18 protein-coding genes and 1 pseudogene are annotated in these 23,983 nt (G+C 65.1%); 13 read left to right on the top strand and 6 right to left on the bottom strand.

What is annotated here, in order from left to right; genetic code table 11:
* Nucleotides 1-34: 34 nt before the first annotated feature.
* Genes CH293_RS08215 through CH293_RS08200 form a run of 4 tightly spaced genes read left to right on the top strand, consistent with a single transcriptional unit; the run spans nucleotide 35 to nucleotide 3,283 of the window.
* Nucleotides 35-1,228 carry an AI-2E family transporter gene (locus tag CH293_RS08215; protein WP_037112061.1) on the top strand — a complete coding sequence of 398 codons (1,194 nt, stop codon included), beginning with the start codon at nucleotides 35-37 and terminating at the stop codon, nucleotides 1,226-1,228.
* Nucleotides 1,221-2,369 carry a MacS family sensor histidine kinase gene (macS, locus tag CH293_RS08210; RefSeq protein WP_037112057.1) on the top strand — a complete coding sequence of 383 codons (1,149 nt, stop codon included), beginning with the start codon at nucleotides 1,221-1,223 and terminating at the stop codon, nucleotides 2,367-2,369. The genes CH293_RS08215 and macS overlap by 8 nt, the downstream gene beginning before the upstream one ends.
* On the top strand, nucleotides 2,366-3,016 hold the full coding sequence (locus tag CH293_RS08205) for a response regulator transcription factor (RefSeq protein ID WP_020112333.1): 651 nt from the start codon (nucleotides 2,366-2,368) through the stop codon (nucleotides 3,014-3,016). Before macS ends, CH293_RS08205 begins: the two co-directional genes overlap by 4 nt.
* Before the next feature lie 42 nt (nucleotides 3,017-3,058).
* A complete protein-coding gene (locus tag CH293_RS08200; protein ID WP_241483869.1) occupies nucleotides 3,059-3,283 on the top strand; it encodes an autophagy-related protein 2 in 225 nt (74 codons plus the stop codon).
* A 29-nt stretch (nucleotides 3,284-3,312) separates the two neighbouring features.
* Here the strand turns inward: CH293_RS08200 and CH293_RS08195 are convergent, their stop codons facing one another.
* Nucleotides 3,313-3,702, bottom strand: coding sequence for a MarR family transcriptional regulator (locus tag CH293_RS08195; protein WP_037112049.1), 390 nt, complete (start codon nucleotides 3,700-3,702; stop codon nucleotides 3,313-3,315).
* 155 nt (nucleotides 3,703-3,857) lie between these two features.
* Here CH293_RS08195 and CH293_RS08190 point away from each other — a divergent pair, with 155 nt between their 5' ends.
* The 5 genes and pseudogenes from CH293_RS08190 to CH293_RS08170 all read left to right on the top strand — a co-directional run bounded on the left by CH293_RS08190 (nucleotide 3,858) and on the right by CH293_RS08170 (nucleotide 10,233).
* Complete coding sequence (locus CH293_RS08190; protein WP_176459959.1) at nucleotides 3,858-4,964, top strand: glycosyltransferase; 1,107 nt, start codon at nucleotides 3,858-3,860, stop codon at nucleotides 4,962-4,964.
* A 52-nt stretch (nucleotides 4,965-5,016) separates the two neighbouring features.
* Nucleotides 5,017-5,685 carry a DUF1707 domain-containing protein gene (locus CH293_RS08185; RefSeq protein ID WP_094719926.1) on the top strand — a complete coding sequence of 223 codons (669 nt, stop codon included), beginning with the start codon at nucleotides 5,017-5,019 and terminating at the stop codon, nucleotides 5,683-5,685.
* 70 nt (nucleotides 5,686-5,755) lie between these two features.
* Nucleotides 5,756-5,983 (top strand): hypothetical protein, encoded by a 228-nt coding sequence (locus CH293_RS08180; protein WP_094719925.1) that lies wholly within the window; start codon nucleotides 5,756-5,758, stop codon nucleotides 5,981-5,983.
* Between the two features lie 94 nt (nucleotides 5,984-6,077).
* Nucleotides 6,078-8,075, top strand: a pseudogene (locus CH293_RS28510) (DUF222 domain-containing protein).
* Nucleotides 8,076-8,310: 235 nt separating this feature from the next.
* A complete protein-coding gene (locus CH293_RS08170; protein ID WP_255122761.1) occupies nucleotides 8,311-10,233 on the top strand; it encodes a DUF2339 domain-containing protein in 1,923 nt (640 codons plus the stop codon).
* A 63-nt stretch (nucleotides 10,234-10,296) separates the two neighbouring features.
* Here the strand turns inward: CH293_RS08170 and CH293_RS08165 are convergent, their stop codons facing one another.
* The 4 genes from CH293_RS08165 to trmB all read right to left on the bottom strand — a co-directional run bounded on the left by CH293_RS08165 (nucleotide 10,297) and on the right by trmB (nucleotide 17,707).
* Nucleotides 10,297-12,456 (bottom strand): MMPL family transporter, encoded by a 2,160-nt coding sequence (locus CH293_RS08165; RefSeq protein ID WP_094719923.1) that lies wholly within the window; start codon nucleotides 12,454-12,456, stop codon nucleotides 10,297-10,299.
* Nucleotides 12,457-12,665: 209 nt separating this feature from the next.
* Entirely contained in the window at nucleotides 12,666-16,226 is a 3,561-nt protein-coding gene (locus tag CH293_RS08160) for an MMPL family transporter (RefSeq protein ID WP_094719922.1), read from the bottom strand.
* Nucleotides 16,227-16,931, bottom strand: coding sequence for an NYN domain-containing protein (locus CH293_RS08155; protein ID WP_037112035.1), 705 nt, complete (start codon nucleotides 16,929-16,931; stop codon nucleotides 16,227-16,229). It abuts the gene before it with no gap.
* Entirely contained in the window at nucleotides 16,928-17,707 is a 780-nt protein-coding gene (trmB, locus tag CH293_RS08150; RefSeq protein WP_037112031.1) for a tRNA (guanosine(46)-N7)-methyltransferase TrmB, read from the bottom strand. The genes CH293_RS08155 and trmB overlap by 4 nt, the downstream gene beginning before the upstream one ends.
* A 164-nt stretch (nucleotides 17,708-17,871) precedes the next feature.
* Here trmB and CH293_RS08145 point away from each other — a divergent pair, with 164 nt between their 5' ends.
* From CH293_RS08145 to CH293_RS08130, 4 genes are all read left to right on the top strand, one after another.
* A complete protein-coding gene (locus CH293_RS08145) occupies nucleotides 17,872-18,921 on the top strand; it encodes a hypothetical protein (RefSeq protein WP_141217158.1) in 1,050 nt (349 codons plus the stop codon).
* Nucleotides 18,918-20,417 (top strand): hypothetical protein, encoded by a 1,500-nt coding sequence (locus CH293_RS08140; protein ID WP_094719920.1) that lies wholly within the window; start codon nucleotides 18,918-18,920, stop codon nucleotides 20,415-20,417. Before CH293_RS08145 ends, CH293_RS08140 begins: the two co-directional genes overlap by 4 nt.
* A gap of 5 nt (nucleotides 20,418-20,422) precedes the next feature.
* Nucleotides 20,423-20,761: a DUF6802 family protein gene (locus CH293_RS08135; protein ID WP_094720088.1), complete on the top strand. Its 339-nt coding sequence runs from the start codon at nucleotides 20,423-20,425 to the stop codon at nucleotides 20,759-20,761.
* 328 nt (nucleotides 20,762-21,089) lie between these two features.
* Nucleotides 21,090-22,922, top strand: a complete 1,833-nt coding sequence (locus CH293_RS08130) for a phosphoenolpyruvate carboxykinase (GTP) (RefSeq protein WP_037112026.1) — start codon at nucleotides 21,090-21,092, stop codon at nucleotides 22,920-22,922.
* A gap of 106 nt (nucleotides 22,923-23,028) precedes the next feature.
* Here the strand turns inward: CH293_RS08130 and CH293_RS08125 are convergent, their stop codons facing one another.
* Entirely contained in the window at nucleotides 23,029-23,913 is an 885-nt protein-coding gene (locus tag CH293_RS08125) for an ROK family protein (RefSeq protein ID WP_094719919.1), read from the bottom strand.
* Nucleotides 23,914-23,983: the final 70 nt, after the last annotated feature.

The raw sequence follows: 23,983 nt of genomic DNA, 5'->3' as shown, positions 1-23,983 counted from the left end.
CGGTCATTCCGCAGGCTCCACTCCTGCCGATTCGGTGCATCCTCTCGTCCGGATCGGCGCCGAATGGACCTGGCGACTGCTGGTCATCTTCGCCGGCTTCATCACGTTCTGTTACGTCGTCGCACGGTTGGACACCGTGGTCATCCCCCTCGGCCTTGCGTTGCTGGCGTCGGCGATGCTGCTCCCACTCGTCGACTGGATGCAACGACGCGGTGTACCGAGAGCCGCGGCGGTCGTGGTCGTCATCATCGCCAGCATCGGCGTCGTCGCCGGGATCATGACGTTCGTCGTCGAGCAGTTCATCGAAGGGCTGCCGCAGCTGGGTGATCAATTCACCACCTCGATAAACGACGTCCAGCGGTGGCTGGCCGACGGGCCCTTCCACATCTCGCAGGATCAGATCAGTCAGGCGAGCGAGAACCTCGTCAAGGTCATCCAGGACAACCAGGCCGCGGTGACGTCGGGTGCGTTGACGACTGCGACAGTCATCGGCGAAATACTCACCGGCGCCGCTCTGACGCTGTTCATCCTGATCTTCTTTCTGTACGGCGGCGACCAGATCTGGGAGTTCGTCACCCGGCTCGCCCCCACCGGAGCGCGACGGCGGATCCGCCTCGCCGGCAGCCAAGGATTCGGGTCCCTCGTCGGATACGTGCGCGCGACGGTCGCCGTGGCCGCTGCCGACGCCATCGGAATCGGTGCCGGTCTCGCGATCCTCGGCGTGCCGCTCGCACTTCCGTTGGCATCGCTGGTGTTCATCGGAGCGTTCATTCCGATCGTCGGTGCCTTCCTCACCGGATTCGTGGCCGTGTTCATCGCCTTGGTGACGAAAGGCTGGCTGACGGCACTGATCACGCTGGGCATCGTCGTCGCCGTCATGCAGCTGGAAGGGCATGTGCTGCAACCGTTGTTGCTCGGCCGTGCAGTGCGGCTGCACCCGCTCGCGGTGGTACTGGCCATCACCGTCGGCATTCTTCTGGCTGGAATCGTCGGTGGCCTGCTGGCCGTCCCCATCGTCGCCGTCCTCAACACTGCAGTTCGGTCTTTGCTCGCCGACGATCCCGACGAGGTCTACGAGGAACTGGAGGAGCACGATCCGGGGGAGCCTCTGTTCCCGGCCGAAGCTGACAGCCCGCACCCCCACAATCGCGAACTCGATCCGGGCAGTCTGAGCACCCCGGATTTGTCGAAAGAGACCGGCTCGGAACGGAAGCCGACCGATGAGTGATGCGGTCACACCGCTGTGGCGGGCGTCGCAGGCGTTTCGTCTGATCACGTTGATCTACGCGATCAGCTATCAGGTGGCCTCGATGTCCTATTACAGCAACGTTCGGTTGAGCTGGTTCTTCGTTGCGCTCATGGCGGTGTGGACCGGTCTGTCCGCGGCACTGCTGTCGAGGGCGACGTTGCCGCGGTGGAAGGTGGTGCTCGCCGACCAGATCGTCGTGATCGGGCTGATGGCGTCGACTCGCCTCGTGTCGGAATACGATTGGTACAGCACTCACCAAACCCTCCCGACGACGCTGTGGGCAACCAATGCGGTCATTTCGGCGGCAATTCTGTTCGGGCCCAAGGGAGGTATTGCGTCAGGCATCCTGCTGGCGGCGGTCAGCGCTGTGGTGCGCGATCAGATCGATCTGGATCTGTGGACCGATGCGACCGCACCGGTTCTGGTATCCGTCGGTCTTGCCCTCGGGTTGGCGAGCAACACCGCCCATCGTGCGCACGCCGAACTCCAGCGCGCCGCCCGACTCGCGGCAATCACCGAGGAAAGAGAGCGTCTCGCCCGGCAGGTGCACGACGGTGTGCTGCAGGTTCTCGCGCTCGTTCGCCGTCGTGGATCGGAAATCGGCGGCGTAGCAGGAGAACTCGCCGAATTAGCGGGCGAACAGGAGGTAGCGTTGCGGATGCTGATCTCCGAGCAAGGAGAGCCGAGCAGAGTCGACGCCACCCAGGCTGAAGTGGATCTGCGAAGCCTTCTGCGCCCTTACGGCAGCACCACTGTCTCGGTGTCCTCACCGCCGGATCCGGTGTTGGTCGACAGGTCGGTCGCCGAGGAGCTCTCCGCCGTGGTCGACACTGCACTGTCCAATGTCGCGCTTCATGCAGGCGAGGGTGCTCGAGCGTACGTCCTACTGGAGGACGTCGACGACATGGTCATCGTCAGCGTGCGCGACGACGGCGATGGTATCGCTCCCGGCCGACTGGCGGCCGCGGAAGCCGAAGGGCGGATGGGCGTGTCGAAGTCGATACTGGGCAGGGTCTCGTCGATCGGCGGCACGGCTGTGCTGGACACCGACGTGGGCGCCGGAACCGAATGGGAGATCAAGGTGCCGAAACAGCGGAACGACCCGAGGGGCAAGCGATGACGCAGGAGCAGATTACCGTGATGGTCGTCGACGACCACCCCATGTGGCGAGACGGCGTCGCACGGGACCTGGAGGCCGCGGGTTTCGACGTCGTCGCGACGGCGGACAGCGTCGGCGCTGCAGGAAGGCGGGCGAAAGCCACACAGCCCGACGTCGTGCTGATGGACATGCATCTGCCGGACGGAAACGGAGCGGACGCGACGAGCAAGGTCCTCGAGGGCTCGAAGAACAGCCGAATACTGGTGCTGTCCGCATCGTCCGAACGAGAGGACGTACTCGACGCCATCAAAGCGGGTGCGACGGGATACCTGGTCAAGAGCGCGTCGGCCGACGAACTGTACGAGGCCGTTCGTTCCACCGCTGCGGGGCAGGCGGTGTTCACACCCGGACTTGCAGCGCTGGTTCTGGGTGAGTACCGGCGGATGTCGAGCGCGCCGGAGGGGGAACGAGACTCTCGCCCGACCCTGACCGAACGCGAGACCGAGGTTCTTCGTTTGGTCGCAAAAGGATTGAGCTCCAAGCAGATCGCGACGAAGCTGACGCTCAGCCATCGAACCGTCGAGAACCATGTGCAGGCCACTCTGCGCAAGCTGCAACTCGCCAATCGAGTCGAGTTGACGCGCTACGCGATCGAACAGGGTCTGTAACCGAGTGTTTGCATGCCCGGGCAGACGGGCACACCAGAACGCATGACCGATACCGACAAGCCCGTCGACACCACCGTCGATCCCACCGAGAAGACGCGCGGTCAGGATGCCGACACCGGGCAGAGCGCGAACGAGCGCGGACGCGCAATCGAGGAGTTCGACGAGCACATCGACGGATCCGGTGACGAACCGTCGTTCCCGACGCCTGATCCCGACGACGTCACGGACACTCCGACGGACCCGAAAACCACCACCCGCACCGAGTGACGCCTCGAGGCCTCAGGCTGAGGTGCTGATCAGCGGCGGACCAGTCGGCCGATGGCGCACCTCGCGTACGGCAGGTACGGGAGCACAAAGGCCGGTGAACCGTCCATGGTCAACCAGGTGCGGCTCCCGTCCGGCCGCGACGCCACCCCGTGGGTGAGCGTCAGCCCCAGCTTGCGACTCTTGAACCAGACTTTCGATGTCCACGTCCAGCCTGCTTCGTCCACTTCGGTCACCTCGAAGTCCAGTCGAAGCCACAGTGGGCCTTCGAGCCGGCCGAACGACTGCGTGCACAAGCGCGACATCGAATATTCGACGGACACGATCTGCGTTGCCCACGACGACCACTGGCGTGGGTCCATGTATCGCTCCCACACCGCACCGGCTCTTGCCTCCCCCACGGCATCGATCGTGATCTCCATCTCACGAATTTACCCGGCGATTTGCCGGGAAAAACGTGGTGAGCGGTCTATTTGGCGGTTCGGCAATGCGGGGCAGATCGTTGTCCCGACTCTCGACGTTCAAAGTTCTCCTCCTCGTCGACGACCGGTCACGGCGCGTGGTCACACTCGACGCGGTGCGCATCGTGCAGCTGGCCAATTTCTACGGACCGCGTTCCGGCGGTCTGCGGACCGCCGTGGATCAACTGGGGGCTGGGTACACGGCGTCCGGCCACGAGGTGGTTCTGGTCGTGCCGGGGGAGCGAGCGACCGAGACGATCTTGCCGTCGGGAGTCCTGCGCATCACCCGTCCCGCAGGCAAGATTCCGTTCACCGGTGGCTATCGCGCGGTCAATCCTCGATCCACGGCCGGACTTCTGAGCGGGCTGCGCCCGGACGTCGTCGAAGTATCGGATCGCCTCACGTTGCGCGGAATGGGAACGTGGGCAGCCCGGCGCGGAGTTCGGAGCGTGATGATTTCCCACGAGCGCCTCGATCGTCTACTCGGGCAGATGATGCCCGACGCGACGGCACGAGCACTCGCCGACGTCGCGAACCGTCGCTCAGCCGAGACGTACGACGCCGTCGTGTGCACCACTGCTTTTGCGCGACGCGAGTTCGAGCGAATCGGCGCCACCAACGTCTCTCAGGTTCCACTCGGCGTCGACCTCGACATGTTTCATCCGGGCCGGCGCGTCGGCGATTCCCTGTCGCCCTGGCATCGGGGCTCTGGGCGACTGCTTGTCCACTGTGGCCGATTGTCGGTGGAGAAGCGGGTGGACCGCAGCATCGATTCGGTTGCTGCGCTTCACCATTCCGGATTCGACGTCCGATTGGTGATTGCGGGCGACGGACCGAGGCGCGCCGGGCTCGAACGTAGAGCCCGAGGACTCCCCATCGAGTTCCTCGGATTCGTCGACGGGCGTGAGGAACTCGCATCCCTGCTCGCGTCGGCGGATGTCGCTGTGGCGCCGGGGCCGCACGAGACGTTCGGGTTGGCCGCGCTCGAGTCACTGGCAACTGGAACCCCCGTCGTCGTATCGCGGTCGTCCGCGCTGGCCGACATCGTGACCACGGACTGCGGTGGGCGCTTCGACGACACCGCAGACGGATTGGCGACGGAGCTGTCGAGGGTGTTCGACCTACCCGCTCCAGCCCGTCGGACGGCGTCGCGGGCGAGGGCGGAGCAGTTCGGCTGGCCGCTGTCGGTGGCGGGGATGCTGAGCGTGCTCGAATCCGCATGATGGCCAGGTTCGGCGTCGACACCTATCCTGGAACGCATCTATCCTGGAACCCATGGAGGCGAGGGATCTACGAGTGTCCGACGCAGAGAAGGAGCATGTGGGCCAGCTCCTGCAGCGCGCAGTGGGGCAGGGAATGCTGTCGCTCGGCGAATTCACCGAGCGGATGGACACGGCTCTGGCGGCCAAGACCCGCGGTGAACTCAACTCCGTCCTCGCCGACCTGCCTGGCATGCAGATCGCCGAAGAGCACCGCCCGCCCAGTCCCACCCCGTACAACGCCGGCACGGCGCCGTCCTACCAGCCGCCGACGCATTCGCCCTGGCAGGGGCATGCAGGAAACGCTCACGGTGGTCCGGGCGACGTGGTGCGCGGAACGATGTCCACGGTGTCGCGCAAAGGGCCGTGGCACGTACCGCCGACATTGTCGATCCAGAGCAAGATGTCGACGATCACGCTCGATTTCACGCAGGGCATCATGTCGACCCAGGTGGTAGAGGTGACTGTCGACGATTACTGCAGCACAATCTCTCTCGTTGTCCCCGAGGAGGCGACGGTCGACCTCAACGGCCTCGACACAGTGGGAGGCAGCGCGAACAACAAGGTCCGCACCGGCCCGCCCATCGGCCGTTTGCACGTGGTCGTGCGTGGCAAGGTTCGCTTCGGCTCCGTCACCGCCAAACACCCACTCGGAACCTCGTTCCGACGGATGTTCGGACACTGATCGCGCATCGGGGTGGATCTCAGGGTCGACCCCGATTGACGACGCCCGGACCCGGCGAAACGATGAAGCGATGCAGATCCAACAAGTGTGGCCACTACTGGCAGTCCGTACGCGGTCGTGGTTGATCGAACACAACGGTGAGCCGCTCGACCCGCATGTCGAGGCCGAACTTCTCTCCGTCGCGGGAGATTCGCCCGACCCGTCGTGGTGGGCCGGGCATTCTTCGGCGGATCAGTCGGAACTGACCGACACCGCCGTCGACTGGATCGAGTCGGTGGCAAACGGCGAATTGGATTGATGGAGAGCAAATTTCAGGCTGTTGCTCGATCAGCTTCCTCGTCCGGTTCGCTTGTGTTCGCGGCCGGGCCGAAGCATCGAGCAATCCCCACCGCATGGGAACGTGTGTTCGAAAACTTGTCGGTGGGTCTGGTTATGGTGGTGTCATGCTCATGGGGGATGAGGGTTCGGGGACAGCAGTCGGTGACGGGGTAGTCGGTGACTCGGTAGTCAGTGACTCGGTAGTCGGTGATTCGGTAGTCGATGGCTCGGTAGTCGATGGCTCGGCGGTCGAGAGCGCGGGGTCGGGGGTGACCGGTGCGGGGTCTGTGTTGCCGATCGAGGCGGCGTATCTGGCTCAGGTGGTGGCGACGTTGGAGCGTCAGGTGGAGATTCTGAGTCGGATGAACATGCGCGGCGCCAGCACGGCGGATCAGCGTGCGGTGTTGGTGCGTACCGAGGCGGTGACGCGGTCGTTGTTCGGGCAGTCGCACACCTGGCTGGCGGATCTGATGGATCTGCATGGTCTCGACGACATCTGGGGATCGGTCCCCGACGCTCTGGCGGTGTTGCTGCGGATCTCCCGCAGGCGGGCCGGGCAGCGTATCCGTTTGGCGGAGACTCTCGGTACGCGCACAGCGATGACGGGGGAACGTCTGGCTCCGGAACTGCCCGCGACAGCTGTTGCCGCGCAGGAGGGGGTGCTCGACGAGGAGCCGCAGGAGGTGATCCGCAAGTTCTTTCGGCGTCTGGGTAGCAAAAGCGATGTCGAGACGCGGGCGAGCGCGGAGCGGCAGTTGGCGCAGCTGGCTCGGGAGCTCGGTCCGGACGAGTTCGCCGCTGCCGCGCGCCGGTTGTACGACCTGCTCGACCCGGACGGGGATCTGACCGACGAGAGCACTCTCGCCGACCGCTGCTACGTGCGGATGGGTAAACCAGGGCCCGACGGTCTACGCAAAGGCAGCTTCGTCGTCGACCCCGAAACCGGTGCCTACATGGAAGCGATCTTCGAGAAATGGGCCAAACCCGGCATGCTCGACCCCGACGACGCCTCACCCCTCACCGACCCACCCGAACCCACACCGAAGACAGACACAGCCGACACCGCCTCGACCGAACCGACACTGTTCGGCAACGGCAACGGCAACGGCAACGGCAACGGCAACGGCAAAGACAGTGCCAGTGACAGTGACGAGGACGCCACCGGCAGCGGCAGCGGCAGTGGTGGGGGCAGTGGGGGTGATAGCGCCGGTGATGCTGAGGGTTCCGGTGGGTCCAGTGGTAGCGCCGGTTCGGAGGAGCATCCTGAGGTGGTCGAGCGGGCGCGGCGGGATCGTCGCAGTGTGGGACGTCGACAGCATGATGCGCTCAAGGCGATCACGCGGCAGATGTTGGCGTCCGGGAAGCTCGGCAGTCACCGCGGGCTGCCGGTCACCGCGGTCATCGTCATGCAGTGGAAGGACCTGTAATCGGGTACCGGGCATGCAGTCACCGCGGCCGGGACCACCATCCGGATGCGTGATGCGATCCGAATGGCCTCCCACGCGTATCAGTACCTCGCGCTCTTCGACGACGACGGCCGGCCTCTGCACCTGGCCCGCAACAAACGACTCGCCTCCGCTGATCAACGCATAGTGCTCATCGCCGCCGACCGCGGCTGCAGTTTCCCCGGCTGCACCCGTCCGGCGACGCGATCGCAAACCCACCACATCAAGGAATGGGCGCAGGGCGGGCACACCGACATCGGGGATCTGACGTTCGGCTGCGATATCCACCACCCACTCGTCGGACCGGGAGACAACGAGTGGGCGACGACGAAAGCCGGACCCGATCACCCCTATCCCGGGCGGACACTGTGGCATTCACCGGTCTCGGTCGACCCCCAGCGCCGCGGTCGGGTCAATCACTTCCACCACCCCGGGGAGTACATCGTCTCCTCCGACATACCCCTACCCGGACTCGAAAACCACACCACCGGTACCACCGGCACCACTCGAAACGGCACTATCCGACCCCAGGACGGACAACCCACACACCCACCCACACCCAGCACCCCCACACCCAGCGCCACTGAACCGAGCCCACCGGAACAGGATCCGCCACCAGGTCGATGACCACCAGCAGACAGTCAGCGGCACACACGCTCCACGTGTGCCGCTCACAGTCAGGCCCGCAGCAGGAAAAGCGATGGGCAGCAGGCCGTAACGTCGATCATCGCGGCCGACAGCGCGACAAGGCGAGGTGAAGTTGGCCTGAGCCTGAGCCGTGAACAGGTGCCGAGGAATTACCCACGTCGCCCGGGTAGTTCTACTCAGGACTCGGGGGTGGGCGAGGACAACACTGAACCGCATGACAACACCAGGGATCGATCCGCGATTGGTTTCCGGCCTCGCGAGCCAGTTCGCCTCCTTGAGCGAGCAGATGCGTCGGGTGTCCGGCGACCTCGGCGTCCTGCAGAGCCAGCTGACTGTGCCTCGGACAGAACAGCCCAGCTCGGCTTCGCAGCCAGTGGTTCAGTACCCGCCGCAGGGAGTGTCGTATGCGTACCCGGGTTCGCCGCAGCAGATGCGTCCGCAGGCGCCCATGCACCCGCAGGCGCCCATGCACCCGCAGGCATCCATGCATTCGCAAACGCCCGTACATCCGCAAACGCTGGTACGCCCCCAGGTATCGACGCAGCCTCGGACGCCGGTGACGTCTCCTGTTTCCCCGAGGCCGCCGGCGCCGAAGGCGGAGCCCTGGTGGCAACGCGACGGTGTGATCAGCCGCGTACTCGCGGTCGCGGGCGCGGGCGTCACTTTGGTCGGCGTGGTCATGCTTCTCGTCCTCGCGGCGCAGGCCGGATGGTTCGGCCCGGAGCTCAGGGTCGTAGCCGGGGGAGCGTTCTCCCTTGCATTGCTGTACGCAGGGTCGCGGATCTACCGCAAGTCGGGTGGACGGGTCGGTGGAATCGCAACCGCAGCAACAGGTATCGCCGGGTTGTATCTCGACGTCGTGGCGGTGACCGTCATCTACGAATGGTTGGAGCCCGCGATCGGACTCGTAGCGGCATTCGGGATCGCAGCGGCGGGCGTCGGGCTGGCCGTCTCGTGGCGGTCGCAACCGATGGCAGTCCTGATTCTCGCCGGCGTTGCGGTATGTGGACCGGTGGTCACCGGTGGGATCACGTTGTCGCTCATCGCATTCTTCACCGCTACGTTCATCGCGAGCTTCGCTGCGCAACTCGACCGCGACTGGCCGTACCTTGCAGCCGTGCGGACGCTCCCCGTTGTGGTGGCCACCCTTGTCGGGATCGCACAGGCGGTCAGCCTGGATATGGTCGGGACCGACGCGCTGCCGCTCCTGATCGTCTCGGCCATCGTCGCCGCGTTCGGCATTGGTAGCTCGGTGGAGTTGTTGCGTCGCAATGCAGCCGACGTGATGGCGTCGGTCATGGCCGGAGTCTCCGCCGTTCCAGTCCTCGCGGTGGGAACGCTGTTCGAGCCGTGGACAGTGACCTTGGTCGAGGGTGTGGTCGCGATGGCCTGCGTCGTCGTGATCGCGATGGTCTCCTGGTTGCCTGCCCTCGCCCGCACGATCCTGACGATCGTCGGCTCGCTTGCGCTGCTGCAAGCAGTGCTCGTACCGACGACGACCGAACTGCGGCCGCTCGCCCTCCTGGTCGTGTCCGCTGTACTGCTCGCTGCGGCGCACCGCGGAACCTCGAAGCCGGCGTACTACTCGGCCCTGGCGTTCGGCCTGTTCGGCGCACTGGGATATCTGGTGGTCTCCCCGCCCGCAGCGATGATGGATTCGCGATACGCGACAGACGAATTCGGTATCGTGCTCGCCGGCGTGCTGCTGGCAGTCGTATCGACCGGGCTGGTGCTGGTCGGTATCCATCTGAAGATCGTGGAGAAGAACGCGCAAGCGTGCTCGGTGGTTGCCGGACTGGCGTCCCTCTACGCACTGGCGTCGGCGACGGTTGCCCTCGGTGTGGCGGCGATCGGTGGAACCACCGGATTCGTCGCCGGACACTGCGCCGCAACCATCGAAGCTATGGCGATCGCGATGGCACTGTTGGCCTTCGGCCTCAGGAGCGAAAAGTATGCGCACACTGCCCTGTTGGCAGGACTGTCTCTGACCGCGGTGTCCGTCGCTAAACTGTTCCTCTTCGATCTCGTTGCCTTGGATGGACTGTTCCGAGTCGGAGCATTCATCGTTGTCGGTCTGCTGCTGCTTTTCGCGGGCACACGCTACGCAAAGGTGTTCGCAGACCGCGCCGCGAGCTGAACCAGCACGACGCTACCCGTCGCGGTTCCTGTTGATCAGGAGCTGCGACGGGTAGCGGTGGTTCTACAGGTACTTCTCGCCGAGACCCAGCTTCTGTTGAACCTTCTTCATGGACTTCGGTGCCCACCAGGCGCTGTCACCGAGCAGTTTCATGACCGACGGCACGAGGAACATCCGAATGACCGTGGCGTCGATGATGAGTGCGGCGATCATTCCGTACGCGATGTACTTCATCATTACCAAGTCCGAGAATGCGAACGACCCGGTGACGACGATCAGAATCAGCGCCGCAGCGGTGATGATTCGCCCGGAATGGGCTGTCCCGATGCGCACCGCATCCGTGGTGCTTGCACCCTTCTCTCGCGCTTCGACCATCCGTGAGAGCAGGAACACTTCGTAGTCGGTGGACAACCCGAACACGATGGCGCCGATCAACAGCAGAATCATCGCCATGATCGGCCCGGGTGTGAAGTTCATCAGGCTCGCGCCGTGGCCGTCGATGAAGATCCAGGTGAGGATCCCCATCGTCGCGCCGAGCCCCAGGGCGGTCATCAGTACGGCTTTGATGGGCAGGACCAGCGATCCGAATGTCAAGAACATCAGCAACGTCACAACGAGGACGACGAGGACCGCCGTCAATGGAAGTCTTTCCTCCAACGCCTCGATGGAGTCGTATTCGATTGCAGGCGTACCGGTTACGGATACCGTCGCGCCGTCGGGAACCTCGATTCCGCGTAGGTACTCGATTGCCTCGGACGATTCGTTCCTGTCTTCGAGACCAGCTTTGAAGACGATGATGCCGTCCTTGCTGGTGCCCGTCGGCGAGAATTTCTCGACGAGACCGGGTGCTTCGTTCGCCTGCTTGGTGATCTGCCCGAGCGAAGAACCCTGTGCGCCCTCGATGACCAACTTCAGCGGCTCGGTACGTTGCCCGGGAAACAACTCGTCGAACTGAGCCTGGGCGACGCGTGTGGGGTTGTCCGGCGGCAGGTAGGTCTCGTTGATTCCGCCGAACTCGATCTTTCCGACAGGAAGAGTCAGTACCAGCAGGCCGAGAACGATGACGACGGCCACCTTGATCGGACGCCGCATGACCCAGGAAGTGAGCTTGCCCCACATTCCGTTCTCGATCTCCTCGGACGAGCGGGTCTTGCGCATGAATTTCAGACCCAGCGCGTCCACGCGTGGCCCGAGAATCGCGAGCAGCGCGGGGAGCACCGTCACCGCGGTCAGGGCCGCAAGCGCAACCGTCGCAATCGATCCGTAAGCAACCGATTTGAGGAAGCCGTGCGGAAAGAGCAGGAGACCGCCGAGGCTGGCCACGATCATCGTCGCCGAGAAAACCACCGTGCGTCCGGCGGTCATGACCGACCGCTTGACGGCGTCTTCGGTGGTGCGGCCGTCTCCTAGTTCCTCACGAAAACGCGACACGATGAACAGGCCGTAGTCGATGGCGAGGCCGAGACCGACCATCGAGACGACCGGGGCCACAAAAGTGTTCACCTCGGTGAAATCGGTGAACAGGCGCACGATTCCGTTGGCTCCGACAACCGTCAGGCCACCCACGATCAACGGCAGCGCCGCAGCAACCACACCGCCGAAGACGAAGAACAGCAGGACAGCGACAGCAGGGATGGCGAGGATTTCCATCCGGTGAATATCTTCGGACATCGTCGACTGCAGTGCCCCCGCCACCGCCTGCAGACCGGCCACCTGAACGTCGCCGCCCTGCTCATTGATCTCGGGGATGTAGAACGCGTCCTTCACGTCCTGGAAGTTGTTCGTCAACTGTGTGTCGTCGTCTCCGACGATGGCGATGCTGGCGATTGCGTGACGCTTGTCCGCGGTCGCGAGCGCCGCAGCGCTGACGACGCCGTCGACCTGGAAGTAGGTGCCGTTGATCTTGGCGATTCGATCCGGATGGTCGGCAACGAGCGAGCCGAGGCTACTGGTCACAGCCGCTGTGAAGGCCGGATCGTCGACGGTCTTGCCCTCGGGCGCCGTGTACAGAACGATGACGTCACCCTCGGTGTCGCGTCCGAAGGTGGTGTCGGCGAGTGTCGCTGCAGCCACCGATTCCGAACCTGGATCGTCGAACCCGCCCTGGCTCAGATGGTTCTCGAAACCCACTCCGTACGCAGCCATGGCAAGCAGTCCGGCGACCATCACACCCAGAACCGTGTACCGCCAGCGATGGACGAGATCTCCCCAGGTGGCGAACACTCAGTCTGCTCCTCGTTGTCGTCGAAAATCGGCCACCGACGCCGACGAACGAGCAGCGTGGCGGGGTCCTAGGGGACAACGGTCGAGGATGCGCCCGCGTTCCGATCGAGCGTTGTGACACCGAACAATGCTGGCCGGCGAATCTGTGCCCGAACACGACGAAGGCCACCCGAGCTTCCTCGAGTGGCCTCCGACCGTGTGAAGAATCGCTACTTGCGACGCTCGCGCGCCAACAGCTCGCTGACGCTCAATGCTTGACGGCTGTCGCCTCCGCGGTGCCGGCCGCTGTCCGGGTCCTCGGTAACGGCCTTACCGTCGGCCGGTGCAGTCTGCTCATCCGCGCGGCGTGACGAACCGACCGGACGATCGTCCGGTGTCGGTGTCGGTGTCGGTGTCGGTGCAGGCCACGACCTGGTCGACTGATCTTCCGGCGCAGGAGTGCGCGGAGCATTGCGCGTCGAGATGTCGTAGCGAGCTCGGGGCGCGGCCTGCGTCCGCGGCGGCGTCGGCTGCTCTTGTTGCGAGGCCTCCGGGCGTGAAGCTGCAGAAGAAGCCTCAGCGTCACGGCTCTGATCCTGCGAGTACCCGCGAATCCCACCGGTCCTCGGCGCAGTCGGCCCTGCTTCCGGCGGCCGGCCGGTGCCGCGTGCGCCATAGGCCGAGCCGTTGGAGCCTTCAGCGTGACCGTTGCTCGAGCGGTATCCCGAGCCGTTGCTGCCCGACGTGGAGGTACTGCGGCCGCCCGAACCGCTGCCGTTCGAGCTGCTGCCGTTCGAACCGCTGCCGTTCGAGCTGCTGCCGTTCACTCCGGGGCCGTAGTAGCTGTTTCGTCCGGAGCCATTTGTGCCGGATCCGTTCGCGCTCGAGCCGTTGGTCGCTGAGCCGTTGGTCGCTGAGCCGTTCGGAGTAGGACCGTACGCAGCTGAACCGTTGCGGCGTGGTTCGTCCGATCGACTGGATGCGTTGACGGACGTCCGGTCGGCGTCGGTCCTGGTGTCGTCCGGTGTCGAGCTGACGGGCGCCTGAGTCTCGGGCTTCGGCGCGGGTTTCTGCGTTTCGGGTTTCTGTGGCTCCGACGGCGCGCGAAGGTCGGCTAACCAGCTCTCGATGGATCGCGGGTCGGGGGAAGAGCTTCGGGTGCTCTGTGCGCGGACCGGTTCACGCTTCGGCGGCTCGGGACGCGGCACCGGCGGAGGGGTCGGTCTCTCGACGGCGGGCTGTTTCTGGGTGGCCGGCGGCAGGGGGCCGGGAGCGGAGCCGGCGGAGTGACCCGAGAGACCGGGAGCGGAGCCAGTGGAGTGACCCAGGGGGCCGGGAGCGGAGCCGGCGGAGTGACCCAGGGGGCCGGGAGCGGAGCCGGCGGAGTGATCCAGGGGGCCGGGAGCGGAGCCGGTGGAGTGATCCTGAGTTTCGGGGGCTGCGGACGGCCTGCCGGTGGCCGATCGACGTTCGTCCTCTCTGGCGGCGTGCGTTGCGCGGATCGGCCCGGATCCTGTCGGTGCGACGACAGGGATGGGTTCGGTCAACGGTTCGCTTCGGCGCGGGGCGGTGCGCACCGGGGGTGCGACGGGTGCAGGTGCGCCCGCGGTGGCGAGTTCGGGGACGTCGGTCGGCATCAGTTCGTCCTCGAGAATGGTCTCGCCGAGGCCGAGCTTCTCCTGAATTCGCTTCATCCACTTCGGTGCCCACCAGCAGTCGTCGCCCAGGAGTTTCATGGTCGCCGGGACGAGGAACATGCGGATGAGGGTGGCGTCGATGATGAGCGCAGCGATCATTCCGTAGGCGATGTACTTCATCATCACCAGGTCGGAGAATGCGAATGCGCCGGTCACGACGATGAGGATCAAGGCGGCAGCGGTGATGATGCGTCCGGTATGCGAGGTTCCGACGCGAATGGCCTCGCTTGTGGACGCACCTCTCTCCCTGGCTTCGACCATGCGTGAGAGCAGGAAGACCTCGTAGTCGGTCGACAATCCGAAGACGATCGAGATGATCAACACCAGCACCGGGGCCATGATCGGCCCGGGTGTGAAGTTCATGAAACTGGCGCCGTTGCCGTCGATGAATATCCACGTCAGGATGCCCATCGTCGCGCCGAGTCCCAGCGTCGTCATGAGCACTGCCTTGATCGGCAACACCAACGATCCGAACGTCAGGAACATCAACAGCGTCACGACGAACACGACGAGTATCGCCATCAGTGGCAAATTGTCGATGAGGGCCGCGATGGAATCCTGCTCGATCACCGGAGTGCCGGTGATCTGCACGGACGAGCCCTCGGGGACATCGATGCTGCGCAGGTAGTCGATGGCAGGCTTCGAGTCGTTTCGATCGACGAGGCCGGCCTTGAAGACGATGATTCCGTCTTTGCTGGCGCCGGTCGGGGAGAACTTCTCGATCAGCCCAGGAGCCTCGTTGAGTTGGCTGGTGATCGCGGCGAGGTTCGGGCCCTGCGCGTTCTCGATGACGGCTTTGATCGGCTCGGTGCGCTGACCGGGGAACAGTTCGTCGAACTCGTTCTGGGCTTGACGGGTGACGTTGTCCGGCGGGAGGTAGGTCTCGTTGATGCCGCCGAACTTGATGTTTCCGACGGGCAGCGTCAGCAGAACCAGGCCGAGGACGATGGGAATCGTGACCTTCAGCGGGTTGCTCATGACCCACCGGGTCAGCTTGCCCCACATGCCGTTCTCGATTTCCTCGGACGACTTGGTCTTGCGCATGAACTTGAAGCCCAGCGCGTCGACCCGTGGACCGAGGATCGCCAGGATGGCAGGCAGGATCGTGACCGCGGTGAGAGCCGCGAGTGCCACCGTCGCGATCGATCCGTAGGCCACCGATTTGAGGAAGCCCTGCGGGAACAGCAGGAGGCCGCCGAGGCTGGCGACGATCATCGTCGCCGAGAACACGACGGTCCGACCCGCGGTCATGACCGACCGTCGAACAGCCTGCTTCGTCGAATAGCCGTCGCCGAGTTCCTCGCGGAATCTCGACACGATGAACAGTCCGTAGTCGATCGCGAGACCGAGTCCGACGAGCGAGACCACGGGCGCGACGAAGCTGTTGACCTCGGTGAAATTGGTGAAGACCTTGACGATGCCGTTGGCGCCGACGACGGTCAGGCCGCCCACGATCAGCGGAAGGGCCGCGGCGACGACGCCACCGAAGATGAAGAACAGCAGCACCGCTACCGCCGGAATGGCCAGCAGTTCCATGCGGTGGATGTCGCCTGCCATAGTCGACTGGAGGGCACCCGCGACGGCTTGCAGTCCCGTCACCTGCACGTCGACGCCGTCTATGTAGAAGACGTCCTTGACTGCTTGGAAGTTGTTGGTGAGTTCGGTGTCGTTGTCACCGAGCATCGCGATGCTGGCGATCGCGTGGGTGCGGTCCTCGGTCGCCAATGCGTTGACGCTGACCACACCGTCGACCCGGAAGTAGGTGCCGTTGATCTTCTCGATCTGCTCGGGGTTGTTCGCGACGAGCGAGTTGAGACTGTCGGTGACCTTGGCGTTGAACTCCGGATCGTCGACGGTCTTGCCCTCGGGTGCCGTGTACAGGACGATCACGTCGCCCTGTTTGTCGCGGCCGAACGTCTGGTCGGCGAGGCGCGCGGCCTGCACCGACTCGGAGCCCGGGTCGTCCCAACCGCTCTGGCTCAGGTGGTCGTTCAGGTCGAGGCCGTATGCGGCGAAGCCCAGAAGCGCGGCCACCATGACTCCGATGACCGTGAACCGCAAGCGGTAGACGAGATCTCCCCATCTGGCGAACACTTAAGAAACTCCTTGGCGCCCGACGAGCAGGGCGGACAGTGGGCGGAACGGCTGCAACCATGCGCCCTCGTCCGGAAGCGAGTCCAGGCTCACCCGTGGCAGGGGCTCACGGAAGACGCCGGGGATGTCCTCCAGGTCGAGGAATTCCAGCGTCTCCGACGTCACCGCCCAGCTTGCGTGCTCGCGGAATCCGAGCACCTGGACGGGGATGCCAGTTGCAGCGATGTCCTCCAACGGCTCACGAAACGCTTGGCCGTCCGCAGACGCGACCATGACGCCCGCCAGCCCGCCACCGCGATTACGCAGTTCGATGTGGTCCAGCATGTCGGCGTCGACATCGCTGTCCTCGTCGACCTTCGGCTTGGCGAACACCGCGAAACCCACGTTACGCAATGCCTCGACCCACGGTCGAACCACATCGGCGCTGCCAGGGGCGATGTTGGTGAACACCGTCGCCTCGGGTTCGAGCGTCGACGTGCCGGTGGCGGACAGTTCCGCCGTCCGTTGAAGCAGCCATCGGCCCAGCGCATCGAATCGGGGGCGGTAGGCAGCCGTCGGCCGACCGCCGAGAATCGCGCCGAGGCCCATGTCGAGATTCGGCGCATCCCACACGAGGAGTACTCGTCTGGTGTGTCGAGTATCACCCGTGTCGATGTTCGGGATCGGGGCCAGCGACGTGTCGACGCTCTGCTCGCTGTACGTCATCGTGGACTCTTCCCCCATATCAGCTCCGTCACCGAGCTACCCACCAGTTGGGCTTTGCCCTCGAACTTGGTGACGGGCCGCTCGTGTGTCATCGGAGATTCCCAGTCGAGAACGGTCAGACCGGGCTCTGCGTTCCCGGCTTCGGCAATCCATTCCGCATAGTCCGCGTGATCGGTCGCGACGTGCAGTACTCCGCCCGGTTTCAGACGGTCGACGATCATCGCGAACGTGGGGGCCTGCAACAGGCGACGCTTGTGGTGACGCGCCTTCGGCCAGGGGTCGGGAAAGAACACGCGGACGCCGGTCAGCGACTCGGGCGTCAACATGTTCTCCAGAACGTCCATCGCATCGCCGCGGAGCAGCCTGATGTTCTCGATGTCGTCGCGCTCGATCTGCTGAAGGGTCTGAGCCAACCCGGGCCGGTAGACCTCGACCGCCATCAGGTTGACGTGCGGCTCGGCCTTGGCCATGGACGTCGTGGCAGTTCCGGTTCCCGATCCGATCTCGAGGATCGCCGGGGCGGAGCGACCGAACCAAGCGTCGACGTCGATCTTCTCGTCGGCGACGTCACGGCCGATGCGCGGCCACAGCGAATCCCACGTGGCTTGCTGAGCATCGGTCAACGCACCGCGCCTGGACCGGAAACTGGTGACACGCGGGTACAGCCGAGAGCCTCGATTCGAGTCTCCACCGGCCACGTCCGGCGTGTCCGGGGTCTCCGAATCGAGTTGTTTGGCTGTGCTCCGTGCGTCGTTCACCGCACCATTGTCGCGCATCGACGGACTGTGTGACAGGTGGGTCTCGAGTTGAAGTTGAGACTTGGCGTGAAGGCGCAGGCCAGAGCCCGCGACCTCACGCCCGTGTCGCCGAATGTGTGCCAGAATTGCCCCGCGCGACGGGGTGGGGACCGCGTACGCGTGACGATGTGAAGGGGGATCACATGGGTGGGGACAGTGCGGGTGGGAATCGTGAGGCGGGTGGGGATCGCGATATCTCGGAGGGCCGGGTGCGAGCGCTCGCTCCGAGCGGAACCGTGCTGAGGCGGGAGGTCGACGCCGAGGCCGACGCGTGCTTTCGGGAGATCCGCATCCAGGTGACCGGACGCGCAGGCGTCGGGAAGACGACGGTTCGGTCGGTACTTTCGGCCCATCACGAGCTACGCACGACGGACGCCGCGATCGAGGAGACGGCGTCGATCGATGTCCCACGGGTGCCGGATCCCGAGCTCGACGGCGATGTCGTCGTGTACGTGGTGGCGGGAGACGCCCAGGCCGTCGACATCGACGCGGCACGCGGCGCACGCGGCGTCGTGGTCCCCGTTCTTGCGAAGGCAGACGCCGTGGACCGCCTTCAGGACGTCGTCGACGGTGTGTCGTCCAAGCTGGGGTGCACTGTTCACCCGCTGATGGGAACGATCGCGATCAGTGTCATGAGCAGCCGGCCGCCGACGTTCGAGCCGCTGCGAGAGTCGGCTGCGGCGGTGACGCCGGAGATGCTGCTGACTCCCGAGCGGTTTCTTCGAGCCGGCATTCCCATGTCGAAGCAATCACGGGCCGAGCTCGTTCGCAGTGTCGAGGTGGCGGGAGTCGGCATCGCGGCGCGGGCTCTGACGGAGTCTCCCGGGATGGACGACGCCACCGTTCGGTTGCTGCTGGCGGAGAAGAGTGGACTCGACGCCGTCGTGAAAGCCGTCCGGCGAGCAGTGGAGGACGTTCGCGCGGCACGACAGGGCCGGTTGTTGGTTCGGCTGAACCAACTCGCAGCCCGGCACCAGGAGGCGATGGAGATCGAGAGGTATCTGGCGTCCGACGAAGCCGTGTTCGCAGGCATGCGGGCGGCTCTGCACACCCTCGGGGAAAGCGAACACCCCAACCCGACCCTCGCCACCGTCCGCTCCTGGCGCGAACGCCGCGACACTGCTCTCGAACCTGCGGCCGCGCGAGCAGCGACAGCCGTCGGCCGCGGGTACCTGAGGATGCTGTCGCGGTGATCGACCTCCCGAGCGACATGGACGGCGTGATCAAACGGTGGTACCCGGCAGGAGTCGACGAGATCGCGTCGGGCCGCGCAGCGGATCCCGTAGGAGTGTTCGTGCACGGATCGAGCGGGGCCGGTGTGTCCACCGTCGACGCGCAATTGGACCTGTGGTCCGTGGACGGGGTCGACCGGGCGCCGGACATCGAGTCGGCGGCGGTGGTGCTGTTCGTCCTCGACGCGTCGGCGCCCATCGGTCGGACAACGCTCGCCGCTCTCGAGCCCGTGCTCGAATCGACGGCAACCGGCGTTCTCGTCAACAAGGTCGACGCGCATCGCGGCTGGCGGGACGTGGTTCGTTCGGTCACCGATTCCATCGCCGAGTTCGTTCCGCGGGCAGTGGACATCGTTGTGCTGCCCACTTCCGCTCTTCTGGCCGAAAAGGCCCGGGCAGTGCAGGATCCGCTGACTCGTACGGCGATGGTCGAGGAATCGGGAATCAGGGACGTCCTCGATTTCGTGGAGAGTGCCGCGACGCAGCACACCGAGGTGCTCCGACGACGCAAGTACGACGCGGCCGTTCGGCATGCCGCAGCCGGGGCGCGGCAGGAGATCGTCCGCAAGGCCAGAGCGGTCACGAGCGCGTCGAACACCGCAGCGCTGCGCGCCGAACGAGCCCGGTTGACCGATATTCGCGATCGGACCAGGGCCGAACGGACCGCTGCACTGCGGACCGGGCTACAACTCGCCCGTGCGGAATCGGTGCACGACGTGTCCGAGGCCGTTCGCGAATTCGCCTCGTCCGCACGAGAATCGATCGACATCGCCGGCCGCGCCGAGCTTCGTCACCTCCATCCGGAGATGACAGCACGGCTCGACGCGGTTGCGTCGGCGGTCGACGCGCGGTTGTCCGACAGGCTTCGCGCGATCGACACCGATCTGGAACTGTCCGTCGAACTCTCTTCGGTCACCGGTTCGCCACTCGCGCACCCCGAGCCGTCGATTCGGCGCGGAGGGGTCGAGGACAAGATGATGATCGTTCTCGGTGCGTCTGCGGGAGTAGGTCTTTCGCGCCTCGCAGTGTCGCCTCTGTCTGTCGTCCCGGCGCTGGAGATCGCGGTGATTCCGCTGTCGCTGGTGTTGGGTGCGTTCTGTGCGTGGTGGCTCGTCGGGTCGAGGAAGCTCGTCGCGGACCGGGCTCACCTGAGAACATGGGTCGCCGACGCGTCGGCCGCGGCGAGGTCGACGCTCGAGCAGCGTGTCCTGGCCCGAATCCTGACCGCCGAGTCCGCGTATTCGGCCGCTGCACGCGAGACCTCTCGCGTAGCTGCGCGCGCGGCCGACACCGAACTCGAGAGGGTCGAAGCCGAGCTGCGGGTTGTGTCGGAGAACCGCGCGTCCGTCCTCGCTGCATGCGACCGAGACCTCGCGGCACTCGACCGCGGCGTGGAGAGGTTCACCGCCGGCGGCCGCGCGGAACCGGAGACGCCGCCGATGCGTCTGAACCAGTAGAGGTGGTGTCCGCGGAGATCGGAGATACAGGCGTGGAGTGGAACGAGCTGTTCGACGGCGGCGGCGACGGCTCTGCTGTCGACCCTGCGGACGATTCGCTCTCGGGGGCATCCGGCGTCGGCTCGGTCGAGTTGTTCGACCTCGACGACGACGGGTACGAGGAGACCAGGGTCAGCCACACCGAGGCGGGCCTGACCGTCGCCAGGGATCGTGATGGGGACGGTGTGATGGATACGTTCACTTCCATCCAGAGTGGTGGCCGTTACCAATCCTGGGAGATTTCTCGTGCCGACGACGGCACGGCGAGGTGGGAGCAGACGGCATCGGGGGAGACCTTCGAGTAAGGATGACCGATTGTTGCTGATGTCCTGACAAGGAGAACGGGCTGCTGGAAGGCCTCGAAGTGCACGTAGGAGTAGCTGAATCGGTCTTGTGACCAATCGGACAACAGCCTGATTCCTGATTGGCAACTCACGGCGTTAACCTGAAACCAGGACACCCGGCGCCCGTGTCCTCGGTTTGACGTTGCCGCTATGATGCGGTATACGCAGATCGTGCGATCGGGCAGTTCCCCACCGAGAGGGGAAGATCGGATCTGCGTCTGCCTCGCTGAACTGACCTGTGTGCGAGCAGACATCAGAATCTGGTTCCGGCTCACCCCAGGAGAGTTAGATGACCTCAGCGACCATTCCCGGTTTGAACGGCACTGACGCCGCGCCTCCCACCCAGCACAAGGAACTCCTTGCGTGGGTGCAGCAGGTGGCGGAACTCACCGAGCCGGATCGCGTGGTCTTCGCTGACGGATCCGACGAGGAGTGGGAGCGTCTGACCACCCAGCTGGTGAACGCCGGCACCTTCACGCGTCTCAACGACGAGAAGAAGCCCAACTCGTTCCTCGGCAACTCGGACCCGTCGGACGTCGCTCGCGTCGAGTCACGCACCTACATCTGTTCCGAGCGTGAGATCGACGCAGGTCCGACGAACAACTGGATGGACCCGTCGGAGATGCGTTCTCTGATGACCGACCTGTACCGCGGCTCCATGCGCGGCCGCACCATGTACGTCGTTCCGTTCTGCATGGGACCGCTCGGCGCCGACGACCCCAAGCTGGGCGTCGAGATCACCGACTCGGAGTACGTCGTTGTCTCCATGCGTGTCATGACCCGCATGGGCGCCGCTGTACTGGAGAAGCTCGGCACCGACGGCTTCTTCGTCAAGGCTCTGCATTCGCTCGGCGCTCCGCTCGCCGACGGCGAGGCCGACGTGCCGTGGCCGTGCAACGACACCAAGTACATCACTCACTTCCCCGAGGATCGTGAGATCTGGAGCTTCGGTTCGGGATACGGCGGCAACGCCCTCCTCGGCAAGAAGTGCTACTCGCTGCGCATCGCATCGGCGATGGCGCACGACGAGGGCTGGCTCGCCGAGCACATGCTGATCCTCAAGCTCATCTCGCCGGAGGACAAGGCTTACTACATCGCCGCGGCATTCCCGTCGGCCTGCGGCAAGACCAACCTCGCGATGATTCAGCCCACCATTCCGGGGTGGCGTGCCGAGACCATCGGCGACGACATCGCGTGGATGCGCTTCGGTGAGGACGGCCGCCTGTACGCCGTCAACCCGGAGTTCGGCTTCTTCGGTGTTGCACCGGGAACCAACTGGGATTCCAACCCCAACGCGATGAAGACCATCGACCAGGGCAACTCCGTCTTCACCAACGTCGGCCTCACCGACGACGGTGACGTGTGGTGGGAAGGCCTGGAGAACCGGCCGGATCATCTGATCGACTGGAAGGGCAACGACTGGACGCCTGATTCGGATTCGCTCGCCGCGCATCCGAACTCGCGTTACTGCGTGCCCATGGCTCAGTGCCCGTCGATGGCCGACGAGTGGGACGACCCGAAGGGTGTCCCGATCTCCGCGATCCTCTTCGGCGGACGCCGCAAGACGACGGTTCCGCTGGTCACGGAGGCTCGTGACTGGCAGCACGGTGTCTTCATGGGCGCCACCGTCGGCTCCGAGCAGACGGCCGCCGCCGAAGGCACGGTCGGCACCATCCGCCGCGACCCGATGGCCATGCTTCCGTTCCTCGGCTACAACGTGGGCGATTACTTCCAGCACTGGATCGACCTCGGCAAGAACGCCGACGACTCCAAGCTGCCGAAGGTGTTCTACGTCAACTGGTTCCGTCGTGGCGACGACAAGCGCTTCCTGTGGCCAGGATTCGGTGAGAACTCCCGCGTCCTGAAGTGGATCGTGGAGCGCATCGAGCACAAGGCTGCAGGTGTCGAAACGCCCATCGGTGTCGTCCCCACAGCCGACGCTCTGGACATCTCCGGGCTCGACACCACCACCCAGGACGTCGCTGAGGCGCTCGCGGTGAATGTCGACGAGTGGAAGGCCGAGATCCCGTTGATCGAGGAGTGGTTCGACTTCGTCGGCGAGAAGCTCCCCACCGGCATCAAGGACGAGTTCGACGCGCTCAAGCAGCGCTTGGGTGCCTGAGTGTCGTAGCTAGCACCCTTTTTGTAGACCTGGCACCCCTGTTCCGATGCGAACAGGGGTGCCAGCCTCGTAAATAGGGTGTCAGGTTCCCAGCCGCTGAGCCGATTCAGCCACCGGACGCCAACACCGCTGCGCCCGTCAGGGTCCCGACGGCTCCGAGCTTCGCCGGCACGATTTCGAGGCCGTCGAGGAACTCGAGCTTGGCGTGCAGGGCCGCGGACTCCTGGATGGGATCCCAGAGCGGCGGGCCTGCCTGAGCGAAACCCCCACCGATCACAACGAGGTTCACGTCGACCAGAGCTGCCGTCGACGCGATCGCCTGACCCAGTGCCACACCTGCACGCTGAAGAGTGGTGATGGCGACGATGTCCCCGTCGCTCGCGGACTGTGCGAGGTCAGCGCCTGTGCTGCCGGTCCAACCTTGTTCCTGGGCCCACCGGACCGCCGACGGCCCGCTGGACACCGTCTCCACGCAGCCGAGGCCGCCGCACGTACAGGGCGTCGCCGATCCGGGTACGACGATGTGTCCGATGTGACCTGCGTTTCCGCTACGCCCGTGCACGATGCGACCTCCCAGCACCAGTCCGCCGCCGATTCCGGTCGACACGACGAGGCTCAGTACGTCGTCGACGCCGACGGCAGCCCCGAAGCGGTGTTCGCCGAGCGCAGCACACCCACCGTCCATCGCCAGCGTGACCGATGCGCCGTCGAACCGCGTCCGTACGGCGTCGGTCAGGGCGAAGCCGTCCTTCCATTCCGGGATGTTGATCGGCGCGACCGTGCCCGCGACGGTGTCGACCGGACCGGAGCACGCTATCCCGATTGCGTCGACGTCCGAGCCGACGGACACCGCGTCCAGCAGCTCCTCGCAGGCTCGCCACACGTCCGACTGTGGGGTCGGCACGGTCAGCGGTTCCCCCGGCCTTCCGTCGTCGCCGACGATGGCCGCGGTGATCTTGGTTCCCCCGATATCCAGTGCCAGCGCTGTCATCGTTCCAACGTACCGGCGCGAGTGGAGCCTGCGGAATGAGCCGGGTGGGCGGCGCGAGTGGAGCCTGCGG

It is taken from the genome of Rhodococcus sp. 14-2470-1b (assembly GCF_002259415.1).
GTDB lineage: Bacteria > Actinomycetota > Actinomycetes > Mycobacteriales > Mycobacteriaceae > Rhodococcoides.
The sequence above is the reverse complement of the archived record's forward strand: the minus strand, read 5'-3'. Positions and strand labels throughout refer to the sequence as shown.